Origin of the sequence: Pseudoalteromonas luteoviolacea CPMOR-1, assembly GCF_001625685.1 — a bacterium.
In the GTDB taxonomy this organism is placed as follows: Bacteria; Pseudomonadota; Gammaproteobacteria; order Enterobacterales; family Alteromonadaceae; genus Pseudoalteromonas; species Pseudoalteromonas luteoviolacea_K.
In genome coordinates this window covers 54,577-74,604 of the sequence record NZ_AUYC01000095.1, presented here as the reverse complement: position 1 = coordinate 74,604, position 20,028 = coordinate 54,577, and the positions used below count along the sequence as shown (strand labels likewise).

Here is a 20,028-nt window from a genome sequence, read left to right as displayed (position 1 = left end):
GAAAAAAGCCACCCGCTAAGGATAGGTGGCTTTGGTGTGTGGTCAAAAAGTAGCGCCACCATCAATGGTAAGCACTTGCATTGTGGTGTGCGAAGATAAGTTCGATGCGATGAAAACCGCGGTGTTGGCAATTTCTTCAGGCGTCGCGATTTTTTGTAGTGGAATACCCAGTTTATATTGCTCGGCAAAGCCTTCAATGACGCGTTGTGCACCGTGCTCATCTTGCCACATACCCGTTTGCATCGGTGTCAGTGTGGAACCAGGTGCGATAACATTGCAGCGGATCCCAAAGTTTGCCAGTTCAATACCTGCAGTGAGCGTCAGTTGTGTGGCTGCGGCTTTAGAGGCGCAATAAGCACCCATCTGTTGCCTTGGTGTGTTTGCAGCGTTGGAGCCGATGGTGACAATACTGCCCTGACGTGTTTGCTTAAAGTGCTTCGCACACTGTTGAATAAACACGAATAGGCTCGCTGAATTGACGTTTTGGCAATGCTGCCACTGTGCCAGATTGAGCTCATCAAGCCCGCCCATTTCCAGCACACCAGCAACATACACCAGATTATAGGGTGCTAAACCATGTTGTATGAGTTCATTCAGTGTTTGGGTGAGTTGTTCAGGTGCTGATAGGTCACACAGCACATGCTTAAACAGCATGCTGGTGTCGCTAAACTGACGATCAAAGCCGATGACCTTAGCTCCTAAGGCAGCAAATTGCTTAGCGACCGCAAGACCAATACCTTGGCCAACGCCCGTCACCCATACAACCTGCTGGTTGTATTCTGAAGTGAGTGCATTATGAAAATCCATCTATGAGGCCTCTATGTTACAGTGACTAAGTTGCTCGCATAGGGATTTGAGTGACAGTTTCGGCTGAGTCGCCCACATGTTTGCAGCGGTAAATATACGGGTTTGGATGTGTTTAACTGCAGCGGTGTCGTAGCGTGCAATGTTACTGTCAAAATCAACGGTTGCGGGGGTATCACCGAGCAGGTGGATCTGCAACATAATATCGTCTGTGGTACCCGCACTTAGAATGTGACTACTCGTTTCTACACCAGCATATTTAGGGGTGCTGGCAAATGGTAGTAAATTAATTGTGGGACCGATAATACTGAGAGACTTACCTTGTTTTTGACGATCCCGTTTGAGTGATTCGACACGATAGCTTTGCACCTTTTTCAAGGCTTTGATCTGCTGATTAATTTGATGTGCTACTGCGCTTAAATCGTCTTGGTCATTCAGCTCTAGTGGTAAAGGTAAAACATTGCTTTGCACACATGGACTACTTAACTCCACAATGGCTTGGCGGTTCATCATCACTAACCCCAGCGTCACTTGATTTTGCTGATGTTGCTCAACCAAGGTTGCTGCGATGGCTGCAAGCAGTATTTCACTGCTGGTCGTTTTGGTCACCTGTGCCGCAGATTGGATAGTATGCCAGACGGATTGTGAAAACGTGCTTGTCAGGCGATGGTTTGGTTCCGAAACATCTGCTTTTTCAGTGCTATAAGAGTAGACATTTGCTATTTTATCGAGCCACTGGTTAAGGGTGTCTCGCGCGTGATTTTGCTGGGCTTGATAGCCATCACTTTGCTGTAACTCGAGCAATTCTTGTTGCTCTGTAAAGCGCAATTTGGGCAGTGGCTTGCCTTTACTCAAGGCATTGTAGCAGCGGTTCAGTGATTGTGAGAATAAGCCAAAACCATAGCCGTCTAGTAGCAGGTGATGGGCTACGATCAACAGGTAATCTTGCTGCGGGCCGCGCAGCAAAAATAATGTCATCAAGGCATCTTTTGCAAGGTCAAACGGCTTTGCTAAATGCGGTTTGGCAAACTGCTGAGCAAAAGAGAGCACATCTTCTGGGTCTTGTGCAATGTCTTGGCAGATGATGTGCGGAGGTGTGTTGTCGTGGTGAAGCTTAGGCGTATAACTGTCATCGCTGATAAAGCGACAAGCAAGCATATCGCTTGCTTGCCAAACATGTTGCAATGCCTGTTGTAGCCAACTTGCCGAGATCTTACCTTTAAACTCTAAACATTCGGCAACATTAAAAAGCTCACCTCGACCACTGATGGTATGCAGCAACCACATGGCGTGCTGCGAATCAGTCAGTGGAAGCGGATGCGTCATTAGTCTTCCTTACGCTCTTCAAGTAGTTCTATCCAAGCGGCCAGAGTTGGGATCTGTGCCAGTTCAATAAAGTTGGTTTCAATGCCCTGTTGTTGCCACAACGAGATGAGGTTCATCACCTGCACGGAGTCTAAGCCATAGTCGATCAGACTTTCATGCTCGTCGAACTCGTCTTCTTCGCAGTCGATCAGGGTTAAAATATGGGCTTTTAATCCGTCTAACGAAGTCAGATCTTGAGTCTGGGTACCTAGGATCTCTGACATGGAGACTACTTTACCGCAGCGCTTCGCGACAAAGTTCAGTGCCATCATATGCTCTTCTCTAGTGAAATCAGCGATGGCATCGGCAACTAAGAATGGCTCTATATCGCGCATAAACGCATCTACAGCTGTGGTCATGACACCAATATGGCCGTAGATCCCAACAATGAGTAGCTGATCGCGCTGCTTGTCGCGCAGTTGTTGTTCAAAGTCGCACTTTTGAAATGCACTGTAGCGCCATTTAGTGAGCACCACATCTTTTTCTGTCGGTGCCAGTGCGTCGACGATCGGTTGCTGTGCTGGATCCTGTAAACCGGGTCCCCACATATCCGATAATAGACCGCGTTCGTGTTTACCTTGTTTGATTGGCTGAGCGGTATAGTACACCGGAATATTATGCTCGTAGCAGTGTGCTTTGAGCGCTTGAATATTTTGGATCATGGTGTCGATCAGCGGATTGTCATCCCCATAAAACCCGACAAAATAATGTTGTACATCATGGATCAACAAAGCGGCGCGGTTGGGATCTATTTCCCAATTTACACGGTTTTCAGGTAACTCTGCATCGCGTGGTAACGGATAGTGATTTAACTTTGGAATGCTCATGGTTTTCTCTGTTATTCGAACGTGGCACGCAAGGCTTTTTTATCGACTTTGCCTACGGCTGTTAACGGTAGTTGGGTTACGAACTTAAATTTATCTGGCACTTTATAATCGGCAATGCCGAGTTGGCGCAGATACTTGCGTAAAATAAGGGTGGTCAATTTGATGTCTTGATCTGCCACCACAAAAGCACAGCTTTTCTCACCGAGTGTGTCATCTGGCATAGACACAATGGCCACTTGTTGGATGTTTTGGTGGCCTAGCAAATGGTTTTCGACTTCTTCTGCAGCGATTTTTTCGCCGCCTCGGTTGATTTGATCTTTATCTCGACCTTCCACAACTAAATGACCTGAAGGCAATTGTTTGACAATATCACCTGAGCTATAGAAGCCATCATTGTCAAAGGCTGAGGCATTATGCGTGGGCGACTTGTAATATCCTCGAAATGTGTAAGGGCCCCGTGTCATGAGACGTCCAGACTCACCTTGGGATACGCTGTTACCGTGTTCGTCGACAATCTTGATTTCGTCGTGTTCGCTGATTGGACGCCCTTGTGTGGTGAGGATCAACTCGAGATCATCATCATAACGGGTGTAGTTCACGAGGCCTTCTGCCATGCCAAAGACTTGTTGTAGCTGACACCCTAAAATGGGGGTGACTTGCTCTGCCACACTGCGGCTGAGTTTGGCGCCGCCAACTTGGATCACTTTTAAACTACTCAGATCATGTTGGCTGGCTGATGCGTGCTGTAACCATAATTGCAAGGCTGGTGGCACTAGCGCAGTGTGCGTGATGGCATAGTGCTCAATCAAGCTAAAGCAAACAGCTGGACTGGGATCGCTGGCTAAGATCACCGTGCCACCGGCAATAAATACGCCTAACGCACCCGGTGAGCTCAGTGGAAAGTTATGTGGTGCAGGTAGGGCGCACAAATAGCGTGTCTCCCCATCCAGCTCACAGATCTCTTTACTCGCAACCACAGAATACAGATAGTCATTATGGGTGCGCGGGATCAGTTTTGGTGTGCCAGTGCTGCCACCAGATAGCTGGAAAAATGCAACGTCTTCAGGGTTGAGAGCAGGGGCTTTGAAAGAATGCTTATGCAAATAACCTTGCTTAAGTTCACTATTGCCTTTGCTGTGATCTGTGATGATCTTATTTAAACAAGCAAAGCGATTAAATAATTCATGAGTGAATTGCTCATCACCAAATAACGCGTGTGCAGAGGAGACAATCATGGCCTTTGGCTGCAAGATCTCACAATAACTTTGTAATTCTGTACGCTGATGATTGAACAGTGCACAAACGGGTGCAACGCCAAGTTTTATCAACGCAAAGTAAGTGATATAAAACTCCAGACAATTGGGGAGTTGCACGACCGCAGTGTCTCCCGCCACTAAGCCTTGGTTAGCAAGGTAGCCAGCAAGGTTATCACTGTAATTATCTAATTGGGCATAGCTAAGTTGACGTTGTCCATCTGCAACGGCAATACCCTGGCTATTGTTTGGAAGCTGATCGGATAAAATACTCGTCAGCGGCTTATCTTGCCAATAACCCTTGGCGCGGTATTGTTGAGCCAGCTCTGCTGGCCAAGGTGTATATTCGATACGCATAATGTTACTTGTTAAACTGAGTATAGGCTTGCTGGACAGACAGTGCGTTCAGCATGGTTTTGAGTTTGGCTTCGGTTTCTAGCCATTCAGAGCTAGGGTCTGAGGCGGCGACAATGCCAGCGCCTGCAAATAATTTAGCGACGTGCTCTTTGAGCTCTCCACAACGGATCACCACCACCCACTCGCCATTGCCTTGCTGATCGCACCAGCCAATGATCCCCGAAAACAGGTCTCTACCATGGCCTTCGAGATCTAAAATATGTTGATAAGCTGGCTTTGTCGGTTTGCCGCAAAGAGCCGGAGTTGGATGCAGTTGATTGGCCAGATCTAAAATATGGGTCTTGGGATCTTTTAAATGTCCCGATATTACTGTGGACAAATGCCACATAGTGGCTGTGTGCAGTAAAGAGGGTTCCGTAGGGATCGATAAATTGTCGCACACAGGCGCTAACAGCTGGCGCATATCATCGATGACAACAGCATGCTCATATCTGTCTTTTTTCGAATTGAACAAGGCAGAACGACGCTGTGCCTCCACTTTGCTACAGGGATCTCTCGGGATCGATCCTGCCAATGGGTTGCTGGTGACGGTTTCATCTTGTTTTCTCAGCAGCAACTCAGGGCTGACACCCATCAGTACAGAGTCATGCTCTGTGGGAAATGCAAAGTGATAACCTGACTGGCTCTGTGTGAGTAATTGATTTAATACATGCTTACGATTGAGCGGGCGTTCAAATTCCAATTCAACTTGCTTGCTGAGCACTATTTTCTCTAACAGTGCCTTTTCGAATAACTGCTTGGCGTCAGTCACTGTTTGCTCGAAGTGTTTTCTATCTTGAAGATAGTGCACATCTTTTAATTTGTTTTCTTGGAGTTTAGCATCAGCAGTTTGTGTATTTAACCATTGACTAAACACGCTCTTATCCCATTTAGCGACGTGTTTAGGAATAATGAACTGTGCAGTTTGATATTTGCAAAAAGGCAGGACACCAAACGCGATGACGTTGTCATCGTCATCCTGATGCTGACGCAGCTGTGCTTGTAGTTGATTCACTAAATAGTCTGTGTTTGCTATGGGTAAATTAAATCGATGTTTTATACCTTGTCCAAGTAAACAGCTATCGCCTGACACAAAGAGACAATCTTGATCGAGCAGAAACTCGCCTAAAGACTGAGCCTGCGCTAAGTTAGATATTTCGCCTGCATGCATAATTTAACCTTTTTGCGTTGTCATTTAACTGCTGCCGACATGATGGTCAGCCGCGAATGTGTGTTAAAGACGTGTCAATGACAAAAAGATTTAGTGTTCTCATGCATTGTTATTTTTAACCTGTTGCTTGAGTGGAAAATTTTGGCAAGGGTATGACAGGTATAAGAGAGACAGAATGCGTGGTATGAATAAAATGACAAATAGGGTGAAGGCATTAACTCGGCCTAATTTAGTTATATAAATCTGGTTTTTGCAGTGAATTTTTTGTCTGACTTCTCGTCCTGTATCTAGTCCTAATATTGAATCAAAAAAGAGAAGTAACGTGCTTGCTAATCTAATTCGTGCCACATGGTGGCGATTTATGGCAACAGCCATTACCAGTACTTTATTTGGTTTGGCCAGCGTCGCCCTTGTTGCGTTGATCAATGAAATCATCAATGCCTCGCCTGAGGCGCGTACCGAGCAGTTTACCTACTTTGCTATTTTGGCTGTCGTGGGCGTTGCGTTGCAGCTATGCTCCAAAATATTTGCAGAGCAATTAACCGAGCAAAGTCAGGCGACTGTACGTCGTCAGGTTGCTGAACACGTGGTCAACGCTGTGTTTAATGATGTAGAAACGCAAGGTGCTGGCAAGATTAAATCTTGCTTAACCGAGCACAGTTTGCGTGTCTCTGAATTTTTCCAACGCTTACCGGGAATTTTGACCAATGCCATGATTGTGCTCGGCAGTTTTGCCTATATGGCATGGTTAGACTGGCGCGTCTTTGTGTTTGCCGTGTTGACTTTGATTGTAGGGTCAATCGGATATAGCTTAGCCAACGCGACGGCATTTAAAAAGGTCACCGAGGCTGCGAAAATTCAGGACTCACTCTACGACCAGTTTGACTCTATTTATGATGGTGCAAAAGAGCTTAAATTACACCAGTCTAAACGTCGTATATTCGTCGAACAAGTGATTGGTGATACCATTGCTCTGCTGCGTAAACGTCGTGTACAAGGTGCGACCATATACCACTATGCCGCTTCATGGGGTGGCTTCAGCATTTTTGCTTTTATTGGTGGTACGCTTTATTTCTTGACTGGCCAAGGCACAGATGAAACCAAGGTGATGTCCGGTTTTGCACTGTTGTTTTTGTATATGCTTACGCCACTTGAAGTGATGTTAGCGGCGATTCCAAAAGCGGCAGCAGCAAAAGCGTCTGCAAACACCATCACTGAGATGACTGCTAAATTACGTCTTATCGAGCAGCAATCAAGTTCAGAACTAAACAACTTTAGTCAGATTGAGCTTAAAGCTTTGAGTCATGGGTATTATCATGAGCAAAGTGATGAAGTCTTTGCGCTGACACCAATTAACTTGACCTTGAATAAAGGTGAGATCATTTATCTTGTGGGCGGTAATGGCAGTGGCAAGACGACATTTGCGAAGCTACTTTGCGGTTTATATCCTGCCAAAGAAGGTGATTTATACGTAGATGGTGAACACATTACTGCTGCTAAGTTAGATGGTTATCGCCAATTATTCAGTGCTGTATTTAGTGATTTCCACCTGTTTGATAGGCTACTTGATTGCCAAGATACCGTTTTACAGGATAAAGGGAATAAGCTGATCAAAAAGTTGAACTTGCATCATAAAGTGGCCATTCAGAACGGTGCCTTCACTACGCAAAAGTTATCTCAAGGACAGCGCAAGCGTCTTGCATTGGTGGTGACCTATTTGGAGGATAGACCGTTTTATATCTTTGATGAATGGGCTGCTGATCAAGATCCTGTTTTCAAAGATGTGTTTTATAAAGAGTTGTTGCCTGAGCTCAGTGCAAAGGGGAAAACGGTATTTGTGATCACCCATGATGATAAATATTTCCACTTGGCCGATAGGTTATTACGTATGGAAAATGGGTGTCTTACTGAAGCAAAAGGTGGCCTTGCAGATCAGTGGGCGGTGTGATCACGCCCTCAATGCAGCAAAAAACGATGCTAAGGCATCGTTTTTTGCGTGGCTCAATTCGTATTTAGGTGGACACATTCGGTCAGCACCATGTCATGGGTACTCTGGTAATGCACGGTGATTGCTGTTCCAGTTGGTAAGGTTGGGTGGAGATCTGTCGTGAGTATGAACCGCAAATGCTGTCTATCATGGGCGATGAGCTTTGCTGCATCAAAACCAAAAAAGGCGCTTACCACGCCATAAAGCGCTTTATAAATACTCTCTTTTGCCGAGAAAACTAATGTCAGTGGCTTTTCATGATCTTGGCCAAGTGCTGTAAAAGCGTCGGTTTCATCATCTCTTAAGATTTGACCGCGAAGTTCTGACTCCTGCTTGTCTGTCATCAGATGCTCTATGTCGATCCCGATGCCAAGAACGTCAGGCTGATCTGTGGTGACGGCCATCGCGACCCCTTTACTATGAGTAATTGAGCCACGGATCCCTTTAGGCCAAATAGGCGCGCGATCATCGGCGCTATGAACAACAAAATGTGTATGTCCTAATGGTTGCAGTGCACTGGCAGCACAAACACGGCCTGCGAGATACTCCGCTTTTCTCTTTGCCACTGCGCGATGTAATTTATCAGGAAGAGGTTGATTGAAATGTTTATAGTCAGCATCTTGATAAATATCAGGGCTAAACACCATACAGCGATAAACATAGGGTAATTGCGGCGTAAAAGGGGACGCGGGGGCGATGTGCATAAATGACTCCTTGGCTTAACCGCCCTAGTTTCTCTGATCCCCATTGTGGATGCAAGTCAGGGGGGCTGCGTTTATGCAGGATCTTTTTTGTTATAGGCAATACACTTGGCGTACTGCAAAGGCACAAACTGCCCTGATTTTGGATAGTAAAGTACGCAGCGGTTATCGCGCAATTGCAATTCAAACGCACTGATCGGCAATGACGACAGTGATGTATTCGTCATACCCGCAGCATACTTTTCCAGTGATTGACCCTGTGTGAGCATCAGCTGTGGTGATTGCGTAAATACATCGATAGCCAAAGTCGGTACTGTGCCCCCTTTCAAGGACACAATGGCGCGGCCCAATTCTGTGCGTATCGAGGGGGTGACTTCAGTGAGTAGAGCGGGTCGAACCCGTTCTGTACTTTGGCTATGGCTGCAGGCACTGATGCACAGTGCCGCGAGCGTACTTAAAAGCAGTTTAGCTTTCATTAGTTATCCGTAGTGATGCGCGTATACACGGCACCATGTTTGAGTGGGTTGAATGGCACATTAAATGGTGTCATACCATGATATGTCGCAGGAACCGATGGTGCTTCGGAGTAAAATGTTCTCCCTTGTCGCTCTGAAGCGGGGCAATTGCCTGTGGCAATATGATGCAATGCTGCGGCAAATAGCCCTTCACTTTTGTCACCGAGATCTTTACTAAAATCGTCGTTGATATTGCACCCAGGTACTTTTGCATCTAATCCGATTTCACCGACAAGGTTTGCTTGGGGGGTCACCATAAAGCCATCTTCATAATCACCAAAGCCTTTTGCATTAGCAGATTTGGTTTGGATGGTGTAGTACACGGTGCCACAGTTTTGTTCTGGCGCAAAACCAAACGGTTTACCTCGGGTGTTGTCCCCAATTAAAATAACCTCGACATCGATCCCTCTGAGGGCGTTGATGACACTTTCACTGGCAGAGGCAGTATCATTGGTGGTTAGCACATAGACGCGTCGCATCTGCGGGGAAGGAAGCTGATCGTTATTGTATTGCAATGTGGTCCAATTAATCGAACGATCGATAAATTCAAGCGGTTCATTTCTACTGCTCAGTTTGTCATTATGCGTCTTGATAGAGAATGGACGACCATTTGACTGATTGCCTGCAATCATGTAACTCATTTGAGAAGCTTGAAATACCAGACCTCCGCCGTTGTAACGCATATCTAGGATCAGCTCATCAATATTTTCGTCGCTAAACTGTCGAAATGCGGAAATGAGATCGCTCTGAGCACTGGCAATAAACTGGTTGAATTGTACATAACCCACATTCTTACCTTCATGAACAAAGGTTTGCGTGTTTTTTACCGGTGCAAGTTGCAGGTCCTGTGCCGTTAAAGTGACGGTCTTCTCTTGCCCATTGCGATCGAGTAACGTCAGTGTCACTGCTTGATTGATATTGGGCGTGAATGCTGTAAGTATCTGATTATACTGCGCACTATTTTGGCTATCAAACGTGGCGAAATCGAGGTCACCGACTTTAAGTAATCTGTCGCCGCGTTGAACACCGGCATTGGCTGCTGGGGTATTGTCATTGACATAGGCCACATAGGCGGCACGGAATTGTGGGATGGTCCACGTCAATCCAAAGCTTGCTGATACACCATCTTGAGATTCTTTTTTAAAGTCTTCGTAGCTTTGGCTAAAGTGAAACTCATCCTTGTCTCTACCGCTGGCGGTTTTTTGGAATGTTTTCAATTGAGAAAAATAAGCCGCCACAGTGGAAAAGTTGTTCGGATCATTGTCGATAATTTCGTCGTACCATAGGTAGGTTTCATGACTAAATGAACGCAACCACATTTTTTCGTGCATCGTGGTCCCAGCCACATCTGGATAGGCTGTATTTTCATATGGGTCGATACCGCTGCGTGGTGCAGCGCAACGGTTTACGAAACGAGTAGAGGGATCAAATTGGCCAGCCTGCCATGAAGGTGGTGTGGTATCGGGTACTGCTGGCGTGCTCACCGGTGTACTTGCCACGCCGCCGCCCCCTGATGAACCTCCACAGCCAGCGATGAGAGTGGATGTCAATGCGATACCGAGTGCGAGGTATAACTTGCTGCTATTCAATTTCATATCCCGTTCCTAAACGTTTACTACATAACCCCAATTTAGAAGACCTGCTTTTATGGAGGATGCTTTCAATTGTACGTTTAATTCCAATATTAAAGCCAAATTATCAATTGCTGAATTAGATTACAATCTAATTAGTGCTTGTTACTACTTTAAATACAAGCATATGAAGATTTTAATGTGAGTGGGCAAGCTTTGGCTCTGTTTTGCCCCAGACTTCGAACAACTTTTGTTGTTTTTCACTGATCTTTAAGCCATAGGTTCGTTGCATATAAAAATAGGCCTGCGCAATTTGCTGTCTTGCATAAATAGGCGGCTCTACTACCCGCTGTTTAAAGTCGATTTTGACTTCACACGCACCATGTCTAAAAGGGGTGTTGGGTAACATGCCAAATCGGTAATTGCTGCGATCGCCATTTATCTCACCGATTGCGGGCGCGAGGTTGTGTGGATCGGCTTCCATGCGGCGAAATTGAGCACTGACTTTGCGACAGTTTTTGCGCCCACCGGCTTGCCAGCATTGTAGTTGATGTCCAAACTCCCATGCGGATACAATATGTTCCCACTCAATGCGTGTCGCTCGACTGTTTGGTTTGCCGCTGCGTGTGGTGGGGTTTCTAGGCTGATAGCCACATGTTTGGGGATCCGGCACGAGCTTTTTTCCAACGCGGTTGATATCACAACCACAATACAATGTTTTTGCATGTTCACTGAGCTGCTGGTTAAGGTATTTTTTTGTTTGATAAAAGCTGTTGAATGTCTGAGCGGCCAGAGGCTGAGCAAAGAATAGTAGAAAGAGCGAACAGAAAATTGGGATACGGGACATGTCTCTCACCTCAGGTGAACATCGAAACTGCCCCCAGATTATCCCACTTTATCGTTTAATAATAGCTATTTCAGTGTACGACGGCGTCTCCAAGGTGGCGATTGGAATAATAGTATTAAGCCTGAAATACAGAAGAGTACGCTGGTTGCTGAGAAAGAAATTAATAGTGGGTTATTAAAGTCCTCTCTTTCATCGTAATCCATAATATGCAACATCCAGAAGAAATCAAAAATACGCCATATCGTACTGCGTACGGTGATCACTTGGCCACTTTTACTATCGAGGTAAATGGTTGTGCTCACTTTATCATTAAAGGTGACTTGCCAAATATCTTTACGATACTGCACTTCTCTTGGACCTACTGGCATTAGGGTTGCCTGAGCGATATCTGCATTACCCATGAAGTGTGCTTTAGCTTGTTGTTCTATATTTGCTTGGTTGGGTGGTGGCAGTAAAGAGCCCGTTTTACCGTGAAAATAAGCTGTATGTTCGGCGTTTAACTTTATGATAGGGGTATCAAGGAAGTGCTTGTATTCTATGCTTTTAAGTTCAGATACTTGCTGCTTTAGACTATCTAAACTGGCCGTGTAATCAGCGGCGCTAAAGGGGTTTTCTATCTGCCTATTTGCCAAGTGTTTGCCATGCACCATCTCGAGAGGAATTGCACTCATCACTAATCCACCTAGCAGCCATGCGAAGATCTGTAGTGCCAGTAAATAACCCAGATATTTATGTACTTTTCTGGCGGGTTTTAATGCAGTTTTAATCATTGCTCTGTTTTTTAGTCAAAATTGCTGATAGCTTAATGAAATTGGCGTAAAATCCGAAGTGACAAATTGTCGCACCCAAAAGTATGACTTATGACTTAATATGTTGGTCGGTTGGTGGTGGCAGTGTATAACAATTGGGCGAGAGGCCCATCCATAAAGCAAGGTACCGCATTCGCAATGTCAGAAATCCAATTTTTAAATGTCGACTTAGAATTAGAATCCAAACATGACATCTCCGCTTTGGTGGAAGACCTAAAGCGTAATGCTGTCGTGTTGCATTATGATAAAGATGAATATCGTGAGCTGGCGCGCATTGAAGCGAGTGCTGAAGTGAGTAGTCCAAACAAAGCGATTAATCATCTGTGTGAACTGATTGAGTCATGTTCAAAAGCTGCGCTTAAACAGTGGCTGGGATGTAAAAAACGCACATTTGATATCGGTTTTGTTTCGGGTGAAACGCCAAAATGCTATTCACAAGCTATTGATGTAGATACTTTATTAAGAATTTCTGCTATTGGTGCAGGCATTGAAATTACATTGTATCCTATCGAAAAGTAACATTTAATGGGGGCCGCATCGAGCCTCCATCAATCTTTTCATGTCGGCATCTTACCGCGAATAAAGCCTGTGCTTTATATCAAAATCACACAAAAATTATATTAATCAATTGCTTAAATCTTCGTGAAACAGTAACCCTTACGAGTGTGTCAAATTATCTGGGGTAGGTGTATCACCTAACGATGAATTGAATTGACGTCGTCCTGCTGTTTAATTATCAACCAAATTTAATTATTGCAATATAATATATTATTTTTCTTTAGGGTAGTGTAACGAATTTATATATATTTTTCATTGTGATAGCGCAACATTGAAAATTAACATGTTAATTCATTATTAATATCTTGATAAATTTAGTGAGCTGTTTTATCGTTGCTAGGCGATTAAATACTGCAATGCAGTTATTTTAAGCACACACGGATTATTTCAAGGAAATGTTATGCATAAGTTACTTAAGTTCGCGGCATGGACCGCAGCGCTTACGTTGCATTGTGGCCAGGTTAGCGCGCAGACAACGAAGGCGGTAGAGGACATCAGTGCCTCGCTAAAGTCGATAGATCATTACAACACAGCGAGTTTTCAAGTCGCAGATATTAAGCGTGTGGTCGCTAAAGCGGTTGCACGTGATATCAAGCACAAGCAACAGTCTTGGCAAAAGCAGCTCAATAGTTTCAATAAACTCAATCTTGCACAGATCTCTTTATCTAATGACACGGTATCGCTTGGATCACAGGCAAATCGATTGACGCGCCAATTAAAAGGGTTGTCATCTTATGGTCAGCAAGTATTTCAATTGCGTCTAGCGGATAGTGCCATGCTGGATGCGTGGCAGAAAGGTGAGCTACCGTTAATTGCATTTGCACCGCGAGGGGAAGATACGCAGTGGCTTCATGTCGAAGCTTTTGATGAAGACGGTCAATTACATTTGTTGGACGCTACACAAATGCCACAGCGACCCGTGTTAATTATTGAGTTGGATAAACAGGTTGTGCACAAAGAGGGGATTGCAGTGATGCGCAAAGTGTTTACTCAATCCTTTAGCGAGGTGCAGTCTATTTCTGAGACTAACACCTGGGATTCTGTAGGCGCGCAATCTGCTATTTCTACATCCGTGATTAATCACATTCGCTTGAATGATGATAAAGAGCCTTGGGTATCAGGTGCCGCTGAAATTTATGCCATCGTGAATGGTGTCAGCCCAAGTCGAGATGCGCCAGTACTGGATATTGTCGATTTACCGTATTTAGATCACGATGGACAAACCTACTCACCAAACCAAATTCTAATACATTGGGAGCGCTACCGTTGGCAAGCGGCAGATGTACTGCTGATGGAGCATGATGACAATACAAATTATCAAGAATTGGCGGTGGCCTTTTTAGAGGTGGTGACGCAGGCGATGAAGTTGATCCCTAACCCTAATGTGCAGGGGTATGCCATTATCCCTCAGCTTACCAATGAATTGGTCAAGGCGATGCCAAGCAACTGGTTCAGCAATGATGATGATTATGTTGATGTATTTTATACCTTATTTGAAAACCGCAGGTACTCCAATTTAATGGGGGCCAGCAACAATGCCAAAATGACTTTATCTCCCTTAACGATAGAGCCTAGGTAAGTGTGCTTTTAAATCGCAGCGGTGGTGGAAGATCGATTCGATTTATGAGTTAGGAACATGGTTACCTTACCTACTTTAACACTCACGTAGACTCTGCGCTGAGTATGTTATGCGGCCCAATGGATTGGGCCGCTTTTTTTGTTTTATTTTTACCAAATGAGGTCGACAAACTCTGGGTGGTCAACATACGGGTTGCGATTGCCTTGATACTCATAAGCGGCTTGATTTCGTGCACGCTCAATATCATCGACGGGATCCTGATGATGCCAGCGTTTAAGCAGGTTAATCACCCAAGTTTCATAAACAAGGCCTGATGTCCCATTGAGTACATCGCTGCCGTAACTAGATTTGTTGTGCCAGCTGGCAATGACATTTTCATAACGTGTGGCCATGTAGAAATAAATTCGTGCAAAATCTCCTTTAAAGGCATCAATGGGTTCGAATACGGTGCCAGTATAATTGATACCTGACGCACTGCCGACTTTACTGCCGTTAGAGGAGATATAACTGGCGTTGCCCACTTCTCCAAACGGAAAGCTATTGCGCTTTGCATTGACATAGCCATCAGAGGCAACAATATGATGCACATCTGAGTTCATTGGTTCTACTTTGCCACCAAACCAGCTCTTAGGAAAAGAGTGTTCACGGTTATAACAGTCACCTTCACCACGATAGCTACCACACTGATCGCCTACTGCGACAAAGTTAACCGCATCGGAATTTGTTGGTTGCTCAGAGTAACGATCGAGTACTGAGTTATCTTTTTCAAAATAGCGGTCACGCTCGTGCTGGTCGATGAAAGACCATAAAGCGCTATAGCCTTGGTTGTTGTGGTTTTTAATGATGGTATGTAACTCAGACTTGAGTGCAAGTCCAGTTAGACCCGCAGCAGATGCATAATAGCCAGTTGGGTCTTGCCCATTGCCGCCATCATTACCTAGGGTGAACTGCTTTTGGTCTTGATTGGTAAATTGCCCACCTGATATCAGGGTTTGACCATTGTGACTAAATTCGTATCGGCCATTGCCTTGTGAGCAGCAAATACCATCGCCATAACTATCTAGAATAGTAAACGTATAGGTATCATCAACCAGACATAAGGTTTCAGTAATGGTTTGATTATTGCTGTAACCACGGCCACTTTTTACACTTTGTCCCGCTGTGTTGACTAATTGCCAGCTGGTTTCGCTCGCGTAGTTATCTGTTTTAAGGGTAAAAGTGACGGTGTTGTGCTGGCAATCTGCAGGAGGGGGCGGCGGAGGCGGTGTGGTGGTTGTACCTGTACCATAGCTGTCAACGTAGACCACTTCACTGCCGTCAAATCCGCTGACATCATAAAATCGCAAGCCCACTTCAATGTTTTTAGATGTGCTTGCCTGATATTGATAACTTATCTGCTGCCATTGACCAGTGAGCTGTGGATTTGAATATCCTCGGTAGCCATCGATATAGAGGCGCGACTTCACCCCTCCTTCCGTGTGATAAACCCACACACTGAAGTCATAATTTTGTCCTGCAACCACCGCAATACTTTGGCGTAAATCAGTATTACCTTGAGTTGCGGTATTGACGGTAATGGCTGCTGCGGTTTGGCCTGCTTGTACAGGCGTTGACACAGGGGAGGTTGTGATCCCTGAATCAATAGTAGACCAATTGCTCGGTGCGTTATTTTGCCATAGCTCAAAATCCCCATTGTTTACCTGTGCTTGGCTTGCAGCACTAAAAATAGTTGCTAAAACAGCCGCTTGATACCGCATCCTTGTTGTTTTATGTAATGTCATTACTTTCTCTTATTATGTTTTGTTGATAAAGAACGGAAGAAAAACCCCACCGCAGTTATTAAAATGTTAATAAAAAATAGATCAAAAAATAAACACTTCTTTTAATCTGTTTTCGTTGGTGTTTTTTTCTTTTCATAACTAAAAGGAATAACAAAGCAGATACTGTTCTTTTTGTTGAGGGATAGGAACAGTATCCTGCATGCTATTAAATGACCTGCACACTAAAGTGCCAGAGCAAGTAAATCGAAATGGGTTACGGGGAATAGACAATGTTGTTAAGTCAACTGAGTGCTGCGGCAAGTCCGCTTTCACAAGAACAACTGCAAAAGTTACAGGGGTTAGTGGCTGAACTAAACCCTATTCAACAAGCTTGGGTGAGTGGTTACTTGGCTGCAAATGCCAATACTGCGGCGCTTGGTGGCGTGCTTGGTCAAGCTGCTGCACCTGCGCAAGATGCTGTGCCACTGACTATCTTATATGGTTCGCAAACCGGTAATGCAAAAGGCGTTGCTGCTCAGCTAGAAGCACAGGCGAAGTCACGTGGTCTAGATGCAAAGCTAGTTAACATGGCGGACTATAAGCCTGGTAACTTAAAGAAAGAAAAATTTATCGCCGTTGCGGTCTCAACGTACGGTGAAGGCGAGCCGCCAGAAGATGCTGAGAACCTGCATGAATTCTTAGTTGGCAAAAAAGCGCCTAAATTAGATGGCGTTAAAATCGCGGTATTAGGTTTGGGTGATTCAAGTTATGAATTCTTCTGCCAAACAGCCATTGATTTTGAAGAGCGCCTGCAAAAGTTGGGTGCGCAAAGTGTGGTTGCGCGTGCTGATTTAGACGTTGATTACGAAGAGCAGGCCGAGGCATGGATTGCATCAGCACTAGACGCATTTGAGCCAGAGTTAAAAGCGCAGCAAGCTGCAGGTGGTACAAATGTAGTGAGTGCGCCTTTTGGTGCGCCACAAGCTGCTCATAGCCAGTATACAAAGCAAAATCCATTTACCGCTGAAATTGCTACGGCGGTGAAAATCACTGGTCGTGATTCAACAAAAGACGTGCGTCATATCGAAATTGATCTGGAAGGTTCAGACATTAGTTATCAACCGGGCGATGCATTAGGTGTGTATTTCTTAAATGATGAAGCACTGGTCGATGAGGTGCTCAGCACATTAAATATAGACCCTCAGAGCGAAGTTAAACTGGGTGATGACACCTTCAGTGTGCGTGATGCCCTGATTGAAAAACTGGAACTGACTCAGTCATATCCTGGGTTCGTTGAAAAGTATGCGACGGCCACTGGGAATGAGGAATTGGCTAAGCTAGTAACAGACAAAGCGGCGCTGCGTGAATATTTAGAAGCACGTCAGATCTTTGATGTTATCAAACAAAACCCAAGCGATATTGCAGCGCAAACACTGGTTGAGTGTTGTCGTAAACAGCAAGCACGTTTGTACTCGATTGCATCCAGCCAAGCTGAGGTGGAAGAAGAAGTTCACTTAACAGTGGGTTTAGTCGAGTTTGAAGCATTTGGTGAACAACACTTTGGTGGCTGTTCTGGTTTCTTAGCGCACCGCGTTGAAGAAGGTACTAAGGTCAAGGTGTTCAGCGAGCACAATGATAACTTCCGTTTACCAAGTGATGATAATACGCCTGTGATCATGGTTGGTCCAGGTACTGGTATCGCGCCATTTAGAGCATTTTTACAAGAGCGTGATGCACGTGAGGCAGAAGGAGACAACTGGTTGTTCTTCGGTAACCCTCACTTTACACAAGACTTCTTATACCAAGTCGAAATTCAAGGGTATGTGAAGTCAGGATTGCTAAGCCGAGTTGACTTAGCATTTAGCCGGGATCAGGCAGAAAAAATTTACGTTCAAGACCGCTTACGTGAAAAGGGCGAAGAAGTTTTTGCTTGGTTAGAAAAAGGGGCACATTTCTATGTGTGTGGCGATGCGACGCGTATGGCCAAAGATGTGCACCAGGCCCTGTTAGACATTGTGAAAACCCATGGTGGTAAAGATGATGAGCAGGCCGAGCAGTATTTGAAAGAGTTGCGTAGTGCTAACCGTTATCAAAAAGACGTCTACTAATAGACGTCATCACGCACTTTTACCGTCACTGTACAGAATTTAGGAAAAACCATGAGCAATCAAGATTTTAAGCCCAATAGTAAGCACGATCCTGAAGCTAAATTTGCTGATAATGAACGTTTAAAAACGGAAAGTCAGCACCTTCGTGGAACCATTGAAACCGATCTAGGCGACCAATTAACGGGTGGCTTTACCAAGGATAACTTCCAGCTGATCCGTTTCCACGGTATGTATCAGCAAGATGACCGCGATATTCGTGCTGAGCGTACTAAGCAGAAGCTAGAGCCGTTGCACAACGTGATGTTACGTGCACGTATGCCTGGCGGTATCATCCAGCCAGATCAGTGGCTTGCCATTGATAAGTTTGCAGAAGAGAAAACGTCTTACGGCAGTATTCGTCTGACAACCCGTCAAACATTCCAGTTCCATGGTGTATTAAAGCCACATATTAAAGAAATGCACTTAACCTTGCATGATGTGGGTATCGACTCAATTGCAACCGCGGGTGATGTGAACCGTAATGTCTTGTGTACAACGAATCCGGTTGAGTCAGAGCTTCATCAAGAAGCGTATGAGTGGGCTGCGAAGATCTCTGAGCACTTACTGCCAAAAACACGTGCTTATTTAGAGATTTGGCTAAATGGCGAGCGTAAAGATTCCACCGATCTTGAGCCAATTTTAGGCTCTACTTACTTGCCTCGTAAGTTCAAAACTACGGTGACAATTCCGCCGAATAACGAAGTGGATGTGCACGCGAATGACTTGAACTTTGTTGCGATTGCTGAAGAAGGCAAGCTAGTCGGTTTCAACGTACTTGTCGGCGGTGGTCTTGCAATGACGCACGGTGATGTGAACACTTACCCGCGTCGTGCTGATGACTTTGGTTTTATTCCACTAGAGCATACGCTAGCAGTGGCAGAGCATGTTGTCAGTGTACAGCGTGACTGGGGTAACCGTGTAAACCGTAAAAACGCAAAAACCAAATATACACTAGATGCATTCGGTATCGATGCGTTTAAAGAGGAAGTGGAGAAGCGTGCAGGCGTTAAGTTTGCTGAGAGTCGTCCATATGAATTTACTCACCGTGGCGATCGCTTTGGTTGGGTTGAAGGCATCGATGGCAAACATCACCTCACGTTATTCTTGCAAAGTGGTCGTATTTTAGATTACCCAGGCCAGCCTCTGAAAACAGGTTGTCGCAAAATTGCTGAGATCCACAAAGGTGATTTCCGCATGACTGCCAACCAAAACTTAATCATCGCGGGTGTGGCTGAAGAAGACAAAGCTGAAATTGAAAAAATTGCTCGTGAGCACGGCTTAATTGATGACACGCATACCGAGCAGCGTAAGAGCTCAATGGCATGTGTGGCATTGCCTACGTGTCCATTAGCGATGGCAGAAGCGGAGCGTTATTTGCCTGAGCTAGTAGAAAAAACAGAAGCGCTATTGGCAAAACACAGCATTCCAAATGATGACATCATCATGCGTGTGGTAGGTTGTCCAAATGGCTGTGGCCGTGCAATGTTGGCGGAAGTGGGCTTCGTTGGTAAAGGTCCAGGTAAATACAATGTTTATCTTGGCGGTAACCGTGAAGGTACCCGTGTTCCTAAGTTGTATCTAGAAAATGTCAGTGAAGATGTTTATCTTCCTGCGCTAGATGAGTTGATAGGTCAGTGGGCTGCTGAGCGTCAAGAGCAAGAGTGCTTTGGTGATTTTGTGATCCGCAAAGGTATTGTTGCGGAAGTAAAAGTTTCAAAAACGGATTTCCACGCTTAAT

General features: G+C 45.0%; 16 protein-coding genes. 5 read left to right on the top strand and 11 right to left on the bottom strand.

What is annotated here, in order from left to right; genetic code table 11:
- Positions 1-42: 42 nt before the first annotated feature.
- The 5 genes from dhbA to N473_RS25125 are packed head-to-tail and all read right to left on the bottom strand — an operon-like array spanning position 43 to position 5,816.
- Entirely contained in the window at positions 43-807 is a 765-nt protein-coding gene (gene dhbA, locus N473_RS25145) for a 2,3-dihydro-2,3-dihydroxybenzoate dehydrogenase (protein WP_063370332.1), read from the bottom strand.
- Complete coding sequence (locus N473_RS25140) at positions 808-2,130, bottom strand: condensation domain-containing protein (RefSeq protein ID WP_063370331.1); 1,323 nt, start codon at positions 2,128-2,130, stop codon at positions 808-810.
- Positions 2,130-2,996 carry an isochorismatase family protein gene (locus N473_RS25135; RefSeq protein ID WP_063370330.1) on the bottom strand — a complete coding sequence of 289 codons (867 nt, stop codon included), beginning with the start codon at positions 2,994-2,996 and terminating at the stop codon, positions 2,130-2,132. Before N473_RS25135 ends, N473_RS25140 begins: the two co-directional genes overlap by 1 nt.
- Positions 2,997-3,007: 11 nt before the next feature.
- Positions 3,008-4,606 (bottom strand): (2,3-dihydroxybenzoyl)adenylate synthase, encoded by a 1,599-nt coding sequence (locus tag N473_RS25130; RefSeq protein ID WP_063370329.1) that lies wholly within the window; start codon positions 4,604-4,606, stop codon positions 3,008-3,010.
- A 4-nt stretch (positions 4,607-4,610) separates the two neighbouring features.
- On the bottom strand, positions 4,611-5,816 hold the full coding sequence (locus N473_RS25125; protein WP_063370328.1) for an isochorismate synthase: 1,206 nt from the start codon (positions 5,814-5,816) through the stop codon (positions 4,611-4,613).
- Between the two features lie 322 nt (positions 5,817-6,138).
- Here N473_RS25125 and N473_RS25120 point away from each other — a divergent pair, with 322 nt between their 5' ends.
- Complete coding sequence (locus tag N473_RS25120; protein ID WP_063370327.1) at positions 6,139-7,764, top strand: cyclic peptide export ABC transporter; 1,626 nt, start codon at positions 6,139-6,141, stop codon at positions 7,762-7,764.
- Between the two features lie 53 nt (positions 7,765-7,817).
- On the opposite strand, the gene N473_RS25115 is transcribed toward N473_RS25120, so the two are convergent.
- The 5 genes from N473_RS25115 to N473_RS25095 form a co-directional block, all read right to left on the bottom strand.
- Positions 7,818-8,507 (bottom strand): 4'-phosphopantetheinyl transferase family protein, encoded by a 690-nt coding sequence (locus tag N473_RS25115; protein WP_063370326.1) that lies wholly within the window; start codon positions 8,505-8,507, stop codon positions 7,818-7,820.
- 71 nt (positions 8,508-8,578) lie between these two features.
- Positions 8,579-8,980 carry a hypothetical protein gene (locus N473_RS25110; protein ID WP_063370325.1) on the bottom strand — a complete coding sequence of 134 codons (402 nt, stop codon included), beginning with the start codon at positions 8,978-8,980 and terminating at the stop codon, positions 8,579-8,581.
- On the bottom strand, positions 8,980-10,614 hold the full coding sequence (locus tag N473_RS25105) for a S41 family peptidase (RefSeq protein ID WP_063370324.1): 1,635 nt from the start codon (positions 10,612-10,614) through the stop codon (positions 8,980-8,982). Before N473_RS25105 ends, N473_RS25110 begins: the two co-directional genes overlap by 1 nt.
- A 172-nt stretch (positions 10,615-10,786) precedes the next feature.
- Positions 10,787-11,437 (bottom strand): endonuclease, encoded by a 651-nt coding sequence (locus N473_RS25100; protein WP_063370323.1) that lies wholly within the window; start codon positions 11,435-11,437, stop codon positions 10,787-10,789.
- A gap of 65 nt (positions 11,438-11,502) precedes the next feature.
- Complete coding sequence (locus tag N473_RS25095) at positions 11,503-12,207, bottom strand: hypothetical protein (protein WP_063370322.1); 705 nt, start codon at positions 12,205-12,207, stop codon at positions 11,503-11,505.
- A gap of 177 nt (positions 12,208-12,384) precedes the next feature.
- Here N473_RS25095 and N473_RS25090 point away from each other — a divergent pair, with 177 nt between their 5' ends.
- Both N473_RS25090 and N473_RS25085 read left to right on the top strand, forming a co-directional pair.
- Positions 12,385-12,765, top strand: coding sequence for a hypothetical protein (locus tag N473_RS25090; RefSeq protein WP_063370420.1), 381 nt, complete (start codon positions 12,385-12,387; stop codon positions 12,763-12,765).
- A gap of 439 nt (positions 12,766-13,204) precedes the next feature.
- A complete protein-coding gene (locus N473_RS25085; RefSeq protein ID WP_063370321.1) occupies positions 13,205-14,383 on the top strand; it encodes a DUF3103 family protein in 1,179 nt (392 codons plus the stop codon).
- 149 nt (positions 14,384-14,532) lie between these two features.
- Here N473_RS25085 and N473_RS25080 read toward each other — a convergent pair whose 3' ends face one another.
- Complete coding sequence (locus N473_RS25080; protein WP_063370419.1) at positions 14,533-16,140, bottom strand: endonuclease; 1,608 nt, start codon at positions 16,138-16,140, stop codon at positions 14,533-14,535.
- A gap of 293 nt (positions 16,141-16,433) precedes the next feature.
- On the opposite strand from N473_RS25080, the gene N473_RS25075 reads away from it, so the two are divergent.
- Positions 16,434-18,251 (top strand): assimilatory sulfite reductase (NADPH) flavoprotein subunit, encoded by a 1,818-nt coding sequence (locus tag N473_RS25075; protein WP_063370320.1) that lies wholly within the window; start codon positions 16,434-16,436, stop codon positions 18,249-18,251.
- A gap of 51 nt (positions 18,252-18,302) precedes the next feature.
- A complete protein-coding gene (cysI, locus tag N473_RS25070; RefSeq protein WP_063370319.1) occupies positions 18,303-20,027 on the top strand; it encodes an assimilatory sulfite reductase (NADPH) hemoprotein subunit in 1,725 nt (574 codons plus the stop codon).
- The last annotated feature ends 1 nt before the right edge of the window (position 20,028 follow it).

What these genes read in the sequence shown, in the direction of transcription:
- dhbA (WP_063370332.1), bottom strand. Translation starts at nt 807, where the DNA reads ATGGATTTTCATAATGCACTCACTTCAGAATACAACCAGCAGGTTGTA.
- N473_RS25140 (WP_063370331.1), bottom strand. Translation starts at nt 2,130, where the DNA reads ATGACGCATCCGCTTCCACTGACTGATTCGCAGCACGCCATGTGGTTG.
- N473_RS25110 (WP_063370325.1), bottom strand. Translation starts at nt 8,980, where the DNA reads ATGAAAGCTAAACTGCTTTTAAGTACGCTCGCGGCACTGTGCATCAGT.
- N473_RS25090 (WP_063370420.1), top strand. Translation starts at nt 12,385, where the DNA reads ATGTCAGAAATCCAATTTTTAAATGTCGACTTAGAATTAGAATCCAAA.
- N473_RS25095 (WP_063370322.1), bottom strand. Translation starts at nt 12,207, where the DNA reads ATGATTAAAACTGCATTAAAACCCGCCAGAAAAGTACATAAATATCTG.
- N473_RS25135 (WP_063370330.1), bottom strand. Translation starts at nt 2,996, where the DNA reads ATGAGCATTCCAAAGTTAAATCACTATCCGTTACCACGCGATGCAGAG.
- N473_RS25100 (WP_063370323.1), bottom strand. Translation starts at nt 11,437, where the DNA reads ATGTCCCGTATCCCAATTTTCTGTTCGCTCTTTCTACTATTCTTTGCT.
- N473_RS25115 (WP_063370326.1), bottom strand. Translation starts at nt 8,507, where the DNA reads ATGCACATCGCCCCCGCGTCCCCTTTTACGCCGCAATTACCCTATGTT.
- N473_RS25130 (WP_063370329.1), bottom strand. Translation starts at nt 4,606, where the DNA reads ATGCGTATCGAATATACACCTTGGCCAGCAGAGCTGGCTCAACAATAC.
- cysI (WP_063370319.1), top strand. Translation starts at nt 18,303, where the DNA reads ATGAGCAATCAAGATTTTAAGCCCAATAGTAAGCACGATCCTGAAGCT.
- N473_RS25125 (WP_063370328.1), bottom strand. Translation starts at nt 5,816, where the DNA reads ATGCATGCAGGCGAAATATCTAACTTAGCGCAGGCTCAGTCTTTAGGC.
- N473_RS25105 (WP_063370324.1), bottom strand. Translation starts at nt 10,614, where the DNA reads ATGAAATTGAATAGCAGCAAGTTATACCTCGCACTCGGTATCGCATTG.
- N473_RS25075 (WP_063370320.1), top strand. Translation starts at nt 16,434, where the DNA reads ATGTTGTTAAGTCAACTGAGTGCTGCGGCAAGTCCGCTTTCACAAGAA.
- N473_RS25085 (WP_063370321.1), top strand. Translation starts at nt 13,205, where the DNA reads ATGCATAAGTTACTTAAGTTCGCGGCATGGACCGCAGCGCTTACGTTG.
- N473_RS25080 (WP_063370419.1), bottom strand. Translation starts at nt 16,140, where the DNA reads ATGCGGTATCAAGCGGCTGTTTTAGCAACTATTTTTAGTGCTGCAAGC.